Below are 16,253 nucleotides of genomic sequence, written 5' to 3' on the forward strand. Positions count from 1 at the left end.
TCTAGTACTTGCAGTTACCGCCTTACCTAAAAAAGGAGAGCCTAAATACTCTGCTATAAAACGTAATGTATTATTGGTATTTTTAGCCATTCATATAGTTTGCTCGTTGGTTTTTATAGTGGTGCTTATCTCAGCAGTTTTTGATGTAAACGCCTCTATTTAATTATGAATAATTTTTCATGTAAAAAAGTCTCACCCACTCAATTCAAAATTGTTATTTAAGGATATTTATGTCTACCTCTTTATCTGCCTTGACCGCACTCTCCCCAATTGATGGCCGTTACGCGTCTAAAGCCGACAGCTTGCGCCCTTATTTATCTGAATTCGGTCTGATAAAAGCGCGTGTCACTGTCGAGATTCGCTGGTTACAGTCATTGGCTGATAATAGCGCGATTGGTGAATTGGCAGCATTTGATGCAGATACCAATGCCTTTTTGAATGCCATTGTTGATAATTTTAGTGAAGCCGATGCGCAAGCGATCAAAGATATTGAAGCGACGACCAACCATGATGTCAAAGCGGTTGAATACTTTATTAAGGATAAGTTCCGCGGTAATGAACAACTAGAAGCCAGTCTAGAGTTTATCCATTTTGCTTGTACCAGTGAAGATATCAACAACTTATCGTATGCGTTAATGCTCAAAGACAGCCGCGAGCTGGTGGTTGCCAAAATGCAGCAAGTCACTGACAGTATCGTTGACTTAGCCATTACTCATGCTGACCAGCCCATGCTGTCACGTACTCACGGTCAGACTGCCAGTCCAACCACGCTAGGTAAAGAGATGGCAAACGTCGCCTATCGCCTTGCTCGCCAAATCAAACAAATCGGTGACGTTGAGCTACTCGGCAAAATCAATGGCGCGGTAGGTAACTACAACGCTCACTTCTCAGCCTATCCAGAGGTTGACTGGCAGACGCATGCAGAGCAGTTCATCACAGAAAGCCTTGAGCTGACCTTCAACCCTTATACCACGCAAATCGAGCCACACGACTATATCGCTGAATTGTTTGATGTGGTCAAACGCTTTAATACCGTATTGATCGATTTTAACCGTGATATTTGGCAGTATATTAGCTTAGGCTATTTTAAGCAGCGCCTAAAAGATGGTGAAGTGGGTTCATCGACCATGCCGCACAAAGTCAATCCTATTGATTTTGAAAACTCTGAAGGTAACTTGGGTGTGGCCAATGCCATGCTCGCACATTTGGGCGAAAAGCTACCGATTTCACGTATGCAGCGTGACTTATCAGACTCAACTGTATTACGCAATACCGGCGTAGGACTGGCACAAAGCATGATTGCTTATGATGCTTGCCTCAAGGGTGTGGGCAAACTAGAAGTCAATCCAGAGCGCCTCAATGACGACCTGCATCAAGCGCAGGAAGTGTTGGCCGAGCCAATTCAAACGGTCATGCGTCGCTATCGCGTTGAAAACCCGTATGAGAAGCTCAAAGCCTTAACTCGTGGTAATGCCATGACCCGCGAAGCCATGCTAACTTTCGTTGACAGTGATGAGCTGTCTGCGGTTTCAGATAGCGACAAAGCACGCCTAAGGGATCTGACGCCTGCCACCTATATCGGTAATGCGGCTGAGCAAGCAAAAACCATCAAAGAGTGGATTGCTAAGCTGTAACAGCTCATCAACAAATGAAACTGGAAAATGAACCGAAGCTTTAAATCAGTGCTTGTCAGTACTGCTGCGGTACTCATCGTAATGGTGCTGGCAAGTATTGAGCCTTTAGAGTGGTCAAGCTACCTACTGCATCAATTAGGCACGCTGCTGTTTTTAGCTCTAATGATAATCGCTTATCGCTACGGCTATATTGGCTCGCGCTCTTATATGCTCGCGGCAGTATTTTTGCTGATTCATATTATAGGCGCACGTTATCTGTACTCGTATGTCCCATATGATGACTGGATGCAGCACCTATTTGGCATCAGCTTAAATGAGTTATTTGGTTGGCAGCGCAATATGTATGACAGGCTGGTACATCTTAGCTATGGTCTGCTGCTGTTCAGTGCTATGTATGAAAGCGCAAAAACTATTTTTAAGATTCAATCTCCCAAGCAGCTGATCGTCATAGCGCTAATGATCAATATGTCATCAAGCCTACTCTACGAGCTATTGGAATGGGGTATTGCTACTACCTTGTCGCCAGAAGCCGCTGAAGCTTATAATGGTCAGCAAGGCGATATCTGGGATGCTCATAGCGATATGGCGCTGGCATTATTGGGCGGTCTTATCAGTGCAGTTATGGTTTTATTGCAAACTCGTAACAACCAAATGAGGCCTTAGTCGTCTTTTTTATCATCATCACTGTCGCCTGGTATGATGGCTTTACCGACAGCGACTGTGCCTTTGACCACGCCTTTAGTGGTTTTATAAGCAACCTTAGTAGGTACGGTCACTATCTTGTGTACACAGGCCTGTAGTAAAAACACGCTAGCGATGATGACGATAAAATGTAATTTTTTCATAAATGTCCTACGATTGAGTGGATGCTCTGATGCTAGCTGCTAGTAACTATTCGTTAGTAGCTATTTGTTAGTAGCCACCAGATAGGCGCTCATCATAAACTATTAAAACCTTCCTATAAAGTATCCTTTATTATTAATCTCATAGCCATTTTCAGATACGGATTTATCAATGACCTCTATACCCCTTTGTTTACCCGACTCTATTAGTCCAGAGCAGTTTCTAAGCGAATACTGGCAAAAAAAGCCCCTATTAATCAAGCAAGGCTTACCGCAATTAATCGGTATGTTTGAGCCAGAGGACATGCTCGGTCTTGCGCTTGAAGAGGACGCTTCAGCGCGCCTACTGACACAAGCAGCAACCAAGCAAGAAGGCCTGCCACAATGGCAGCTTAAAAAAAGCCCGCTAACTGAAGCAGACTTTGATAACTTGCCAGAACAATGGACCGTACTCGTTCAAAACCTTGAACAATGGTCACCAGAGCTTGGTCAATTATGGCAAGCATTTGATTTTATCCCGCAATGGCAGCGTGATGACATTATGGTCTCGTATGCGCCCAAAGGTGGCTCTGTTGGCAAACACTATGACGACTATGATGTGTTTTTAGCGCAAGGGTTTGGGTCCCGGCGTTGGCAGTTGGGCAAGTTCTGTGATAAGCATACTGAGTTTGTCGCCGATGAGCCAATCAGGCTTTTTGATGATATGGGCGAGATTATCTTTGATGAGATACTAGAAGCTGGGGATGTACTCTATGTACCGCCGAAACTCTCACACTTTGGTGTGGCCCAAGATGACTGTCTGACTTTTTCATTTGGCTGCCGTCGTCCAAACTTAATGCAGATCATCGATAGTCTGGCTGATGTTGCCACCAATGATAGCGATTTGTTTATACCAATGTTATTGCCGCAAACCCTACAACCCTCTGGTGAACTGCAAGCGGACAGCATCGTTGCAATTAAAAACCAGTTATTACAAATGCTACAGTCTGAGCGCGGCGACGATATTATTCGTCAAGCAGTCAGTGAGGTGGTAAGCAAGCGTCAGTATGATGCACTGGTACCAGAAGAGGCCTTAAATACTGATGAATTAATACAAGCCTTGGCTGACGGCGCGACGCTACAGGCGGACTATAGCAATCGTCTGTTATATAACCGAACTGACGATGGCATTGCTGTATATGCCAATGGTCAACGCCTTGATGGTGTCGATAAAGCGACAGCAGCGTTACTGATGCGTTTAGCTGATGGTGAGCATCTACAAAGCCACGATGTCACAGAGGTTGACCCCGATGAGTTAATGGAATGGCTAGAAAACGGTTGGATCTGGGTTGATTATGCGGAGTAAGCTTTAACCGGCTATTTAATCAAAGCTAACCTTTAACTTTGCAATCAAGAGCCGATGTTCAAGACAAACTTGGACATCGGCTTTTCGCTGTTAATTTGACTCTATGGCAATACATCGAGGTTCCGCAACTAAAAGACCATAATACCTGACTACATACAAAAGCTTTTTTCTTACATACCTTAACAGCGCTATCAGTCATAATCGAACGATTAAAAATACTAATCGCTAATATCAACCAGCATATTACTCCAAGTATTTTTTTACTTTATAAACATTTACTTTCTAATAATTAAGGATTAGCACCAATGGCAGATAAAATTTATGACTTGGGCGCAGGGTTTTGGAATATTCGTGGATCATTTCGCTTAGGCGGTGTCATCGATATAGGCACGCATTGCTCACTGATAAAATTAGAGTCAGGGCGCTTTATCTTTTTGGACAGCTACACATTAACGGGTGATGTCCGAGATGAAGTCATGGCGCTAACCAATGACGGTCAAGACGTAGAGGCGGTATTAAACGTTCACCCTTTCCACACTGTCAGCTGTGCACAAATGGCCAAAGACTTTCCAAAAGCGACTTTTTATGGCAGTAGCCGTCATAAAGAGCAAGTACCTGAAGTTGAGTGGTCAGAGGATTTGGTAGAAAGTGACGCGGTAGCCAAGCGCTATCCTGAACTTGAGTTTTCTATAGTTGAAGGCATCCACTATATTTCACCTAATGACAAGATTCACGCCGGATCGCTATTGGTATATCACCCTGCCAGCAGAAGCTTGCACGTTGACGATACCTTCATGAGCCCGCCTGCAAAAATTCTTGAGGCAGTATTGCCTGAGCTACTTTTGCACCCTACTACCAAGCATGCGCTCAAAGACGAGCCAAACGTTGGTAAGCAATACTGTGACTGGGCGACCCAACTTGCACACGAGTGGCGTGATACTCACAATTTCTGTGCGGCACATTCTAGCTTGATTACCTTTGAAGTTGGCGGCTTTGAAAAAGCGTTATTAAAAGCCGTAGAAAAGGCGCGTCCAAAGCTTGAAAAGGCTTGAACATGAACTACCCACTACCTAAGAGGTAGGGGTTTCTTGGGTAATACCCGTACTTATTTGCGGTATTTTGCAATAGCGGTTAGGAAAATTTACCGAGCTATCCCCCTCGCACCGAGGGTTAACAATTATTGCTGTTTTCAAGCAATTCGGATACAGGCTAATGCTGATGTTATTAGATTACTCTAAAGGTCTGAAATGCTGTCCTTGAGTAGAACTTACCAACTAAGCGGTAGGCTGTCAAGACGTATTCATCCCACTACCTTAGAGGTAGGGGATTTCTACGGTAAAATGTTAAAAACTCAACTAAAAACATACTAAAAATGGCTGCTGCAAAGGCAGCCTTTTTTATGGCGTTTGGATAATTTATTTGGCTTCAGAAAAACCCTTATATAAACATGGACTTAGTATATATTAAAATTTATTTAACTAATCTATTAATAATACTTAACTAAAGAAACATGTTTCAGTTACTTGTATCTGTTACAACATACGGGTGACTATTAATAGTGCCTAAAACATGATGAATAATACCTAATCAACAAACTTTAATTATTTTAATTGCTTTTCATAGAAGCAGTGAGTATTTAATTGCTCATAAAAATGGATTTGACATGGTGTGTTTTGAATCAAATATAGCAGATTGTTTTCTTATAAAAGGAATTTAAGTATGAAGCGTAATCTTCTCACCGTTGCCATTATAGCCGCTAGTGCCATGGGTTTTAGCGCCTGTTCTAATAGCTATAAAACCGCCGAGCAAGCAACCACCCCAACCAGTCCCGTTGTCGCTGAGTCAAAAAACAAAGACGACCGTCAAGCCAGCTGGTCATATGTTGGCAATACTGGACCTGAGTATTGGGGAGATGTTGAAGGTGCAACCACTTGTGGAATTGGGCAAGAGCAGTCCCCTATTGATATCAAGACGGTAACTGCCAGTGTAAAAGACGCTCCTACTATCAATTATAGCCAATCAGCAAGCCTAAATATCAACGATAATGGTCATACCATGCGTCTTTTACACTGGCAGTTACCGTCTTGATATCAATAGGGGACTGAGCTACAACAATTCCACTACCACACCCCAAGTGAGCATCAGTTTGGTAGCCAGCATTATCTAGCTGAGGTTCATTTTGTGCATGCCAATAGTGAAGGTAATCTTGCAGTGATGGGCGTGATGCTGACACCAGGACAGTCTCATGAAGTTGTGGAGATATTACTCAGCGGCACAAAGGTAAGTGCTCAGAATAAGACTGACTTTATGGCAAATAATATCGATTTGTCAGCAATAATTCCTGCCATGCCAACTTTTTATCATTATGAAGGCTCGCTGACGACCCCGCCTTGCTCAGAGCAAGTACAATGGTATGTAGCCAAAGAGCCAGTAGAGCTTGCACCTACTCAAATTGCTACTATGGCTAGCTTATATGAAGGTAATAACCGTCCTGTACAGCCTCAGAATAATCGTACCGTAGAGCAACTTAGCAATTAATAGCTTAGCAATCACAATCAATATAGCTATGATTTAAATTATAGTTAAGTAAGAAATTAGGCTCAAAACTAGCGATATATTATGGCTAATTTTGAGCTTTTTTAATGTGTGCGAAATATCTATAAAGCACTTATAAAGCATCATCTTCATAAAGACAATAATGTATTCAGCTCATCCTTATTATTAATAATATCCGCTAAGGTATAACGCTCAAGCACGTTAATAAATGCGTTTAATGCTTCAAAAAACACCGCTTTTAACTGGCAAGCAGGGCTAATCACGCAGCCCACTGAAGCGGCGTTTTTTGATTCTTCTATAAGAGTGATTGGCAACCCTTTTTGCGTAGCTTCATTGTTTTGACTGCTGTTATCGTTTGGTAAGGTAGTTGCAAAACACTCAACCAAAGCAAAATCTGGTTCGATCTGCTTGATTAACACCCCAAGATTAATGTCTTTTGGTGCACGTGCTAGCCGAATACCGCCATTTTTACCACGCACGCTATCGATATAACCCAGCTGGCCCAACTGATGAATGATCTTGGTCAAATGGCTCTTGGAGATGTTATAGCTGTCTGCAATATCACTGATATTAGCAAGCGCTTGCGGCGCGGGCTTGACTGCCAAATATATCAACGAACGCAGTGCATAATCAGTGTAATTGGTTAGCCGCATTTGATAATGCTCCTCTATTCTTCCTGTTATTTATTAAACTTCATTACTCAAACCTTACTACCCAAACTGTATCACCCAAACATCATTATCCGAACTTCATCACCCATACTTTATCACCCAAATAGCCCATCTGGTCTCTCACGTGACAGCATCGGCAAATAGCTGATGCAAAACAACACAAAGCAAGCAATCCACGCCCCCTGCGCTATCATCACCCACAACAAATAATCGCTCATATCAACCAAGGGTATAAACACCCGACTGATAAACGCCAACACCATGAGGGCAAATATGGCATTGACCATTTTGGGCGGCTCATGAATACTACGTCCCGTATGTCCAAGTGAGACTCGCGCCATCATCGCCACCGTCATCATACCGATACCAGCAAGCGCCAGCGCGTGCATAGCAATACTATGAGTGAACCCCAGCCACGGTTGCGAAGCATATAGTACAAAGCTGATACACATACCGGCAAAGGCAAGATACAGCGACCACAGTAGCGGCTTTTGCCAAATACGATGATGATACCAACCTTTTAGGCGCACGATATTAACGATTGCCACCCCAAGTGCGGTAATAGTCAGCAAGTACTTATTAGGATAAAATAGATCAACGATAAAAAAGGCCAAAAAGAATAATAAGCTAGCAATATCTTGTGCTTTACTATTGCGCAACTTGATCACGTCTGTCGTCCCTGCGCTCAGGCCACGCTCAATAAAAAACGGCACGACTCGCCTGCCAATGGTCAACACCAAGCCAATAATCAGATAAAACCCCAAGTACATGCCTATTCGAGTCAGGTTCATGTCGTTGCTAAAAACGCCCCAATAGCAGAGCCCATTACCGAGGGTCAATAATGCCAGCTTGGATAATATACCCATCTGTTTATACTGCTTGACCTGTAGCACAGCGTGAAATATCACCCATGCCATCCATGCGACAAACAGCATATCAAATATAGCAGCGATATACAGCAGCGAGGCGCTGCTACCGCCAACGGTCATGCCAAGAGCAAATGCCGCCCAGCATAAACGCGCCAACAACCAACAAACAAAAATACCAAGCAGCTTATAGCCGTGTGGCATCTTGACCCCTGTCCACGTCTGCACTGCGGTCAATAAAAACCCCGCCACAATCGCCAGCGCATAACCATAAATCATCTCATGACCATGCCAATACAGTGGATTGAGCGCCTGCGCATCAATATCCGTGTGACCAGTAAAGACAAACGCCCATAGAGTTATGGTGATAATGGCAAACAGCGCGCCTGCACTAAAAAAAATCCGAAAGCTAAAATTAAGAATGGGATGCGGCGAGGTTGGCGGCTTACTGGGTAAATTGATAGAGTTCATGGTGGTCTTCTTAGCATTGGTTGATAACTGTTTTCTTAAAGATTCATTTTAAATGAATGTTATATTTTATACAACACCTATATATAGGTGTTGATATTGCTACAGATTGACTATACTTGAGGAAAGCACCATTGTTTTTAAAATGAGACACATATGAAATCGTTAGATTCAGTCAGCCAAACCATAGGGTATAAGCGTAAATTTAATTTAAGAGAATTGTATCGGGCGTTTACTTACGTGCCAAAAGCGACCGCCAAACTTGTTTAAAATAGTAACAACACCATAGTCGATAAGCATTTTTTGAAGCGTCTGATGTTAGCGGTAACAGAGGTCAACGGTTGCGCAGCCTGCTCATATCAGCATACTAAAATGGCACTGCGTCAAGGTATGAGTAATGAGGAAATAAGCAGCTTCTTAAGTGGAGATGATACTTTTATTAAATCTGAAGAAGCAAAAGCCATTATGTTTGCGCAGCATTTTGCGGATTCAAAGGGATTACCCGCGCGGTATGCTTATGATGCGGTGGTCAAAGAATACGGTCAAGAGCGCGCCTCTATCATTTTGTCAGCGCTACAAGTCATACTTGCCGGCAATATGTATGGTATTCCATACAGCGCATTTAAATCAAGGCTTCAAGGGCAAACCTATGAGGACAGCTCATTGTCTTATGAGTTAGGCATGCTATCAGGCGGCATTATTTGTCTGCCAATAGCGTTGGTTCATGGGATTGCAAGAGGTTTTATTGAGCCGTCAAATATTAGGTTTGATAAGCGCTTAACAGAGGAGCCCTCGTGATTTGAGACTGTTTGCTCAGCGCTGTGCCAAAAGTCTTGGTAGCGCAAAGTAGTATGCCGAGCAGTGTTATATATACTAGAATTAATAGTTTTTATAATTGCACGGCGGATACGATTAAAGAGACCACCACAAATGAACTACCCACTACCTAAAGAGGTAGGGATTTCTTAGGTAATACCCCTACTTGATACAATGTTTTGTATCAGCGGTTAGGCAAATGGACTAAGCTAACCCCGTCGCACCGACGGTTTTGAGTGTTGCCAGCTTCAATCCTTCGTTTAGGATATTGATACTGGCGTTGATGTCTCTATCATTTTTTTGCTGACAGCTTGGACAACTCCATGATCTCACCTGTAATGGTAGCTCAGCTTTAGTCAGTAAGTGCCCACAGCCTGAGCAGGTCTTAGAAGATGGATACCATCTATCAACCTTGATTAGCGCTTTACCGTACCATTCAGCCTTGTAGTTAAGCATGGTGGTGAAGGTTGACCATGAGCTGTCTGATATGGCTTTAGCAAGCTTTTTGTTCTTAACCATGCCTTTGATGTTTAAGTCCTCAACAGCAATCACATCGTGGTTTTTGATGAGATTGAATGAGAGTTTGTGTAGAAAGTCTTTTCGGGTATTGGTTATTTTTTCATATACCTTAGCGACTTTGATTTTTTGCTTTTGATAGTTGCGGCTGTCAGACAGCTTGCGTTGATCGGCTTTGGCCACTGCTGTACGCTTGGCCAGTATTTTCTGTTCTCGCGTAAGCCTATCTTGCAGTTTCGATAAGAACTTAGGATTAGCCACTTTTGTGCCATCCGACAAGACGATGAAGTCGGTTAACCCTAAATCAAGGCCGATGTTAGAGCCAGTCTTAGGTAATACCTCGACAACCGTTTCAACCAATAAGCTGGCATAGTACTTGCCTGATGGGGTTTTGCTGATGGTGGCACTTTTGATTAGGCCATTTATTTTATTTGGGAACTTAGCGTTGATATGACCAATCTTAGGCAGTTTGACGGTGTTGTTTGTGACCGCTACTGTGCCTTTTTGATTATTGGTAGTGTAGCTGTCACGCTGACCTTTTTTCTTGAACTTAGGGAAGCCAAACCCGCTTTTGAAAAAGGTGCTATAAGCGGCTCTTAAGTTTTGCTGGACGTTAGCCAGTGCCAAGCTATCCACCTCTTTGAGCCATTCAAACTCTTTTTTGTATTGAGCTGGAGTGTTTTTAAGCTCGGTCTTATGCTCGTTGTAATGATCAATCTTGTCACTAAGCATCCTATTCCAGATAAAGCGTGTGCAGCCGAATGATTTGGCAAAGAATATTTGCTGTTCTTCATTAGGGTACAGTCTTATTTTGTAGGCTTTTAGGATTTGCTTTGGCATGACCATATTATATCACTTAGAGGGCTGCTGATTACGTATTCATCCCACTACTTTAGAAGTAGGTGAGTTCTGCGCTGAAATGTTAAACACTCAAGCGTTGCTATATCAACATTGTTTTGATTATTATGATATACATTGACTCAAGTCCATTAGGCTGCTTAAATGGCTCATCCCTAGGAGAATAATATGACTGAAGAAAACACACCAGAAGAAAAACGTAAGATCGTCAATAAGTTTTTGGCAAAGCTTACCAAGGAAGAACCGCAAATGTATTATGCAACGACATCAGAGATCTCTCGTAGCATTCATACGATAATAAAAGAACACACCAATCGTTTGTCAGTAGAAGAGCAAGCACTCGTTAAAAATATTTCTATTGAAGAAATAGAAGCCTTGTTAGGCTTTCATTCTCGATAGGACAGTTTTAGACAGCTCAATTAATACTCACACAAAAGGCCGCCATAAAAGTTAATGCCAGTCAGTTAAGGCAAAAACTCAATAAAAGTAATAAAATAGCCCATCTAATAAGTAGATGGGCTATTTTACTATGAGACTACAAGACGCTATTAATGAGACGCATAAAAGGATTCCAGACACCCTAGAACAATTTAGTGAATTAATAGACCCTGAGTGGATACAGCAAGCTTTAGAGTATACCGGCAAAGCGAGCATTAGAAGGCGTAAGCTACCTGCTGAACATGTCGTTTGGCTAGTCATAGGTACCGCCTTATATAGAAACCGTTCCATCTGGTATATCACAGAGCAGATGCGGCTTAATATAGACTCACAGGCCTGTGTACCCAGTGCAGTCGTACAAGCAAGACAACGCCTCGGGCATGAGCCTCTAAAGCAGCTATTTCATCAACTAAGTGCTCACTACCAAACAGAATCACGAGCCCAGCAGCAAGACTTTATGGGACTTAGCGTCCAAGCTGTAGACGGTGTCGTATACTCACTACCCTATACTGATGAGAACCTTCAGCACTTTAGTTCAAGCAAAGGCAGAACTAAAGAGGCGCCCTATCCCCAAATGCGTTCGGTATGCCTGATCAATACTGACACGCATGAGATCATTGACACAACCCTTGGAGATATGGGTCAAGGAGAGATCACATTAGCCCGTCAGCTAAATATTCAAGACAACAGCATTACGCTCTTTGATAGAGCCTATTTCTCAGCAGACCTACTGATTAGTTGGCAACAAACCCATCCAAACAGTCACTGGCTCATGCGGGCTAAAGATAATCTGCGTTACACTGTGATTGAAACCTTTAGTGAAGGGGACTACTTGATACAAATGCCGGTTTCTCCCCAAGCTCAAAAGAAAAATCCAAACCTACCCGATACTTGGCAAGCTCGATTAATTGAGTGTCGTTATGAGGGTAAGATAAGACGATACATCACCTCTTTAATAGATGATAAACGCTTTACTAAGGATAAAGTGGCACAGCTGTACTTGCAGCGCTGGGAGATCGAGATGGCTTTTAGGGAAATTAAGTCTGATCTACAGCAGGGGCTGTTGTTAAGAAGTAAGCTGCCACAGCTTGTGTTACAAGAGTTCTGGGGGCTTATGATTGCTTATAATCTGATAAGACGTTTGATGCGATATATGGCAGTTAGAGCTAAGGTTAGCCCTCTACGAATTAGCTTTCATATGGTGTCTATTACGATTGTTGATCTTTTACGGTTTGCGCCTTTACAGGCTGCAGGACTCTTCCCTAAGTTGTTAGATGCAGTTTTAGAGGAAGGAAAATTGTTTGTCATTCCTGAACGCAGAAAGCGATCTTGCCCGAGGGTGGTTAAGGGTAAACCACAAAAATATCCCAAAAAAAATACCAGTCAGCCTTAACTGACTGGCATTAGCCATAAAAGTGGTCTTTTTTTATGAGCATGTCTAGCAACTTTAAATACACTTTGCATAAAAACTTGAATAAAAATTATAGCGTGTCAAAACCTAACTTGATAGACGACTGGTCTAATGGTACTATGCATTATAGTGTTCAACGATGACTTACACCTTATTTATTAAAATAACTATAATAATCAAACATTGTTCCAAGGAGAACTTGACTGTTATGTCTAAAACTACAGCTTCATCAAGTAGCGAACCTTTAAGTACCACGCCAACAGACACAAAGGCACATCTACTAGCGATAGGTTACCAACTGATTGCGCAGAAGGGCTTCACTGCTGTCGGTATCAAGCAGATACTAGACACGGCAGGCGTCCCTAAAGGTTCTTTCTATCATTACTTTGCTTCAAAAGAAGCGTTTGGTGAAGCTATTATCAATCATTACTTTACCAAGTATAAGAATCGCCTTGAGACTATTGGCGCACAAGATATTAGCGCGCAGCAAAAGCTTTATGACTATTTTCAAAGCTGGTATGACACTCAACAAAACGGCTGTGATCACGAAAAATGCTTGGTCGTTAAGCTTAGTGCTGAGGTTGCCGATATGTCAGAGCCCATGCGTAAAGTACTCTATGCGGGTTACCAACAAACTATCAGTTGGCTTGCCGAACAAATCAAAGCTGGCTGGGCAGATAACTCTGTACCGCAACTCGATAATATCGCTGCAGAAAGTGTGGCGAAGCGTTGGTACTTTGCATGGCTTGGTGCCAGCTTGATTGCTAAAATTAGTCAAACCAATACACCACTTGCCGAAGTATGGCAGATGACCACCACAGAGATGGGCCGCTAATAGCGGCTCTTTGCTCTATACCTAGCTCTTTTCTACACTTAACCTCAATTTTGTAAAAGTATTTTTAAGATTTACTATCTTTTGATAGTTTTCTTTATTTGTCTCCGGTCACCTAACTCTAGTTCTAACTAAGCCACTCTCAAAATAATCTAAGTAGCGCTTAACAGCATATGTGCTACTAGGTTCGCACCCTAAGTTCTGCGCGAAGATTTTCGCCTTCTCATTTTTATAATCAGTTTCACATAAATTATAAATATACGAGAGTTTTGTAAATAGCACTAGACGACCGGTCTAATTACTGTACAATGCCCACATACACAAAAACGAACTGGATAATTTTCCAATTCGCTTTTGCAAACTATACGCACAATCCATACCCAATTAATTTCAGGAATCTTATGAAGAACTTTCAATATTACAATCCAGTACGTATCGTCTTCGGTGAAGGTCAAATCGAAAAATTATCAAATCTAGTGCCTAACGATGCAAAAGTACTTATTACTTATGGTGGCGGTTCGGCTGAACGCACAGGTACTCTAGACGAAGTCAGAAAAGCATTATCAGCAAGTGGAAATCGCGAAGTCTTTGAGTTTGGCGGCATCGAGCCAAACCCAGAATTTAATACTCTGCTTAAAGCAGCTGATATGGTTAATGAGCATAACATTGACTTTCTATTAGCGGTTGGCGGTGGTTCAGTTATTGATGGCAGTAAGTTTGTCGCGCTCGTGTCTTCACTTAACGAAGACGACAGCACTGTCTCACGTGAGAAAGCATGGGATGCACTGCTTAGTGGTTGTGCAAACATTGATAATGCCATCGATTTAGGGGTGGTACTCACTATTCCAGCGACTGGTTCTGAGATGAATAATGGCGGTGTCGTCAACCATAGCGAACGTCAAGCCAAACTCCCTTTTCGTAGTCCACTGGTCTTCCCTAAGTTCTCAATTCTAGATCCTACTAAGACGCTAACCTTGCCTGAACGTCAGGTAATGAATGGGGTTGCGGATGCCTTTGTACACGTCATGGAACAATACCTGACTTATCCAGTCAATGCAAAAGTGCAAGATACCTTTGCTGAAAGTTTACTGAAGATTTTGATTGAAGAAGGTGCAGCGGTCAAAGCAGATCCAGATAATCTAGAAACACGTCAGAACATTATGTGGAGCGCAACGATGGCACTTAACGGCTTAATTGGCTCGGGCGTGCCGCAAGATTGGACAACACACATGATCGGCCATGAATTAACGTCATTACATAGCATTGATCATGCTCGCACTTTAACCATATTATTACCCTCAGTTATGCGTGAGCTGAAAGACAGCAAAAAAGACAAGTTACTTCAATATGCCCGTAACGTTTGGGCTCTCGATAGCAATACTGATACAAAACAAGACGACGACAGCATCATCGAGACTGCTATCGTATATACTGAGAACTTCTTCCGTAGCCTTGGCCTACCAGTTAGCTTAGCAGATGCTGAATTAGATGAGTCAGCGATTGACCCAATTATCAAGCAGCTTGAAGCGCATAACATGGTAAAACTGGGCGAACACGGTAACAATGACTTAGAAATATCACGTCTTATCTTAGAGCGTTCGTTAACCAGTGTGGCTTAACAGTCGTAGAGTCTTTTAGAAGCTGTAATCTGAGAATATAAGCCAATAAAAATAATAACTTTATATAAAACAGCAGCTTTGCGTATTTTTTTATTATTAGTAGCCATTCACTGTTGAGTGGCCGCTAACTTTAAAACCTATACTCTAAAACCAAACCTATACTTTAAAACTATAAACCAATAAATAAAATAAGGATTATTAAAATGAGCTTTAATAAACAACAAAACCAAGAAACAAACCGTCAAATTAAACTGGCAAGCCGCCCTCATGGTGAACCGAAAGCTGAAAACTTTGACATGACCACCAGCGATATCCCAACGCCAAATGGCAATGAGATGCTGCTACGTACCGTCTATTTATCATTAGACCCGTATATGCGCGGACGTATGAGCGATGCAAAAAGCTATGCTGACCCACTAGAAGTTGGTGATGTAATGATGGGCGCAACGGTTGCTCAAGTCGTTGAATCTAACCTTGATAAATTTGCCGTCGGTGATTTGGTTGTATCAAATTCAGGTTGGCAAGACTATAGCGTCAGTGATGGCGAAGGCGTGCTGAAACTAGATAAAGATATGCCAAACCCCTCTTATGGTTTAGGCGTATTGGGTATGCCCGGCTTTACTGGTTATATGGGTTTGACTGATATCGGTAAACCACAAAAAGGTGAGACGCTGGTCGTCGCTGCTGCAACCGGCCCTGTTGGCGCAACCGTTGGTCAAGTTGGTAATCAATATGGCGTACGCACCGTTGGTATCGCAGGCGGTAAAGAGAAATGTGACTTTGCAGTGAATGAGCTTGGCTTTGATGTCTGTATTGACCATAAAGCCGATGATTTCGCTGAACAATTAAAAGCCGCTTGCCCAGATGGTATCGATATCTATTACGAAAACGTCGGCGGTAAAGTATTTGACGCAGTGATACCATTACTAAATGCTCATGCACGTATCCCAGTATGTGGTCTGGTCTCACAATACAACGCCACTGAACTGCCTGATGGCAAAGATCGTTTAGGTATGCTAATGGGTCAAGTATTGGCCAACCGTCTAACCATCAAAGGCTTTATCATCTTTGAAGAGTATGGTGATCATTTTCCAGAGTTCCTCAAAACCATGAGCAAATGGGTTGAGTCAGGTGCTGTGAAGACTAAAGAATCTATCGCTGAAGGCTTAGACGATGCACCAAATGCTTTCGTTCGTATGCTAAATGGCGATAACTTCGGTAAAACAGTGGTTAAAGTGGCTGACGTTAAATAACGACTTAACAACACAACTGGTTAAGACAACTACTGAAAGTGACACACTAACCATGAATACTATTGGCAGTCATCATTAATGACGATATTAAGTTAATTTAGTACGAACAATTAGCTCAGTACGAATAG

The 16,253-nt window shown here is 42.4% G+C and carries 14 protein-coding genes and 1 pseudogene; 11 read left to right on the forward strand and 4 right to left on the reverse strand.

Annotated features, from left to right (window positions below; translation table 11 throughout):
* The first annotated feature begins 230 nt into the window (after positions 1-230).
* Entirely contained in the window at positions 231-1,634 is a 1,404-nt protein-coding gene (gene purB, locus JMX03_RS07975) for an adenylosuccinate lyase (RefSeq protein WP_201595951.1), read from the forward strand.
* Positions 1,635-1,661: 27 nt separating this feature from the next.
* The gene (locus JMX03_RS07980) at positions 1,662-2,297 is read left to right on the forward strand and encodes a DUF2238 domain-containing protein (RefSeq protein WP_201595953.1); all 636 of its coding nucleotides are present in this window, start codon (positions 1,662-1,664) and stop codon (positions 2,295-2,297) included.
* Here JMX03_RS07980 and JMX03_RS07985 read toward each other — a convergent pair.
* Positions 2,294-2,479, reverse strand: a complete 186-nt coding sequence (locus tag JMX03_RS07985; RefSeq protein ID WP_201595955.1) for an NF038104 family lipoprotein — start codon at positions 2,477-2,479, stop codon at positions 2,294-2,296. The two genes, JMX03_RS07980 and JMX03_RS07985, sit on opposite strands and share 4 nt — an antisense overlap.
* 169 nt (positions 2,480-2,648) lie before the next feature.
* On the opposite strand from JMX03_RS07985, the gene JMX03_RS07990 reads away from it, so the two are divergent.
* The 3 genes and pseudogenes from JMX03_RS07990 (at position 2,649) to JMX03_RS15330 (ending at position 6,359) form a co-directional block, all read left to right on the forward strand.
* A complete protein-coding gene (locus JMX03_RS07990) occupies positions 2,649-3,821 on the forward strand; it encodes a cupin domain-containing protein (RefSeq protein ID WP_201595957.1) in 1,173 nt (390 codons plus the stop codon).
* Positions 3,822-4,126: 305 nt separating this feature from the next.
* Positions 4,127-4,873, forward strand: coding sequence for a hypothetical protein (locus JMX03_RS07995; protein WP_201595959.1), 747 nt, complete (start codon positions 4,127-4,129; stop codon positions 4,871-4,873).
* A gap of 712 nt (positions 4,874-5,585) precedes the next feature.
* Positions 5,586-6,359, forward strand: a pseudogene (locus tag JMX03_RS15330) (carbonic anhydrase).
* Positions 6,360-6,505: 146 nt separating this feature from the next.
* Here JMX03_RS15330 and JMX03_RS08010 read toward each other — a convergent pair.
* Entirely contained in the window at positions 6,506-7,030 is a 525-nt protein-coding gene (locus tag JMX03_RS08010; RefSeq protein ID WP_201595963.1) for an Rrf2 family transcriptional regulator, read from the reverse strand.
* 113 nt (positions 7,031-7,143) lie between these two features.
* Positions 7,144-8,385: an NnrS family protein gene (locus JMX03_RS08015; protein ID WP_201595965.1), complete on the reverse strand. Its 1,242-nt coding sequence runs from the start codon at positions 8,383-8,385 to the stop codon at positions 7,144-7,146.
* A gap of 312 nt (positions 8,386-8,697) precedes the next feature.
* Between JMX03_RS08015 and JMX03_RS08020 the strand changes: the two genes are divergently transcribed.
* Entirely contained in the window at positions 8,698-9,180 is a 483-nt protein-coding gene (locus JMX03_RS08020) for a carboxymuconolactone decarboxylase family protein (RefSeq protein WP_201595967.1), read from the forward strand.
* 222 nt (positions 9,181-9,402) lie between these two features.
* Here the strand turns inward: JMX03_RS08020 and tnpB are convergent, their stop codons facing one another.
* Complete coding sequence (gene tnpB / locus JMX03_RS08025) at positions 9,403-10,554, reverse strand: IS200/IS605 family element RNA-guided endonuclease TnpB (RefSeq protein WP_201595969.1); 1,152 nt, start codon at positions 10,552-10,554, stop codon at positions 9,403-9,405.
* A 186-nt stretch (positions 10,555-10,740) separates the two neighbouring features.
* Here tnpB and JMX03_RS08030 point away from each other — a divergent pair, with 186 nt between their 5' ends.
* The 5 genes from JMX03_RS08030 to JMX03_RS08050 all read left to right on the forward strand — a co-directional run bounded on the left by JMX03_RS08030 (position 10,741) and on the right by JMX03_RS08050 (position 16,125).
* Positions 10,741-10,971, forward strand: a complete 231-nt coding sequence (locus JMX03_RS08030) for a hypothetical protein (protein ID WP_201595971.1) — start codon at positions 10,741-10,743, stop codon at positions 10,969-10,971.
* A gap of 130 nt (positions 10,972-11,101) precedes the next feature.
* Positions 11,102-12,403 carry an IS4 family transposase gene (locus JMX03_RS08035; RefSeq protein WP_201597916.1) on the forward strand — a complete coding sequence of 434 codons (1,302 nt, stop codon included), beginning with the start codon at positions 11,102-11,104 and terminating at the stop codon, positions 12,401-12,403.
* Between the two features lie 226 nt (positions 12,404-12,629).
* A complete protein-coding gene (locus tag JMX03_RS08040) occupies positions 12,630-13,256 on the forward strand; it encodes a TetR/AcrR family transcriptional regulator (protein WP_201595973.1) in 627 nt (208 codons plus the stop codon).
* Between the two features lie 398 nt (positions 13,257-13,654).
* Entirely contained in the window at positions 13,655-14,872 is a 1,218-nt protein-coding gene (locus JMX03_RS08045) for an iron-containing alcohol dehydrogenase (protein ID WP_201595975.1), read from the forward strand.
* A 203-nt stretch (positions 14,873-15,075) separates the two neighbouring features.
* Positions 15,076-16,125, forward strand: a complete 1,050-nt coding sequence (locus JMX03_RS08050; protein ID WP_201595977.1) for an NADP-dependent oxidoreductase — start codon at positions 15,076-15,078, stop codon at positions 16,123-16,125.
* Positions 16,126-16,253: the final 128 nt, after the last annotated feature.

The sequence above is a fragment of the Psychrobacter fulvigenes genome, assembly GCF_904846155.1.
Taxonomy (GTDB): Bacteria; Pseudomonadota; Gammaproteobacteria; order Pseudomonadales; family Moraxellaceae; genus Psychrobacter; species Psychrobacter fulvigenes.

Bases quoted from the DNA above. Each gene is read 5' to 3' on its own strand.
- JMX03_RS07980 (WP_201595953.1), top strand. From the start codon at position 1,662: ATGAACCGAAGCTTTAAATCAGTGCTTGTCAGTACTGCTGCGGTACTC.
- JMX03_RS07985 (WP_201595955.1), bottom strand. From the start codon at position 2,479: ATGAAAAAATTACATTTTATCGTCATCATCGCTAGCGTGTTTTTACTA.
- purB (WP_201595951.1), top strand. From the start codon at position 231: ATGTCTACCTCTTTATCTGCCTTGACCGCACTCTCCCCAATTGATGGC.
- JMX03_RS08035 (WP_201597916.1), top strand. From the start codon at position 11,102: ATGAGACTACAAGACGCTATTAATGAGACGCATAAAAGGATTCCAGAC.
- tnpB (WP_201595969.1), bottom strand. From the start codon at position 10,554: ATGCCAAAGCAAATCCTAAAAGCCTACAAAATAAGACTGTACCCTAAT.
- JMX03_RS08040 (WP_201595973.1), top strand. From the start codon at position 12,630: ATGTCTAAAACTACAGCTTCATCAAGTAGCGAACCTTTAAGTACCACG.
- JMX03_RS08020 (WP_201595967.1), top strand. From the start codon at position 8,698: ATGTTAGCGGTAACAGAGGTCAACGGTTGCGCAGCCTGCTCATATCAG.
- JMX03_RS08015 (WP_201595965.1), bottom strand. From the start codon at position 8,385: ATGAACTCTATCAATTTACCCAGTAAGCCGCCAACCTCGCCGCATCCC.
- JMX03_RS08045 (WP_201595975.1), top strand. From the start codon at position 13,655: ATGAAGAACTTTCAATATTACAATCCAGTACGTATCGTCTTCGGTGAA.
- JMX03_RS07990 (WP_201595957.1), top strand. From the start codon at position 2,649: ATGACCTCTATACCCCTTTGTTTACCCGACTCTATTAGTCCAGAGCAG.
- JMX03_RS08010 (WP_201595963.1), bottom strand. From the start codon at position 7,030: ATGCGGCTAACCAATTACACTGATTATGCACTGCGTTCGTTGATATAT.
- JMX03_RS08050 (WP_201595977.1), top strand. From the start codon at position 15,076: ATGAGCTTTAATAAACAACAAAACCAAGAAACAAACCGTCAAATTAAA.
- JMX03_RS07995 (WP_201595959.1), top strand. From the start codon at position 4,127: ATGGCAGATAAAATTTATGACTTGGGCGCAGGGTTTTGGAATATTCGT.
- JMX03_RS08030 (WP_201595971.1), top strand. From the start codon at position 10,741: ATGACTGAAGAAAACACACCAGAAGAAAAACGTAAGATCGTCAATAAG.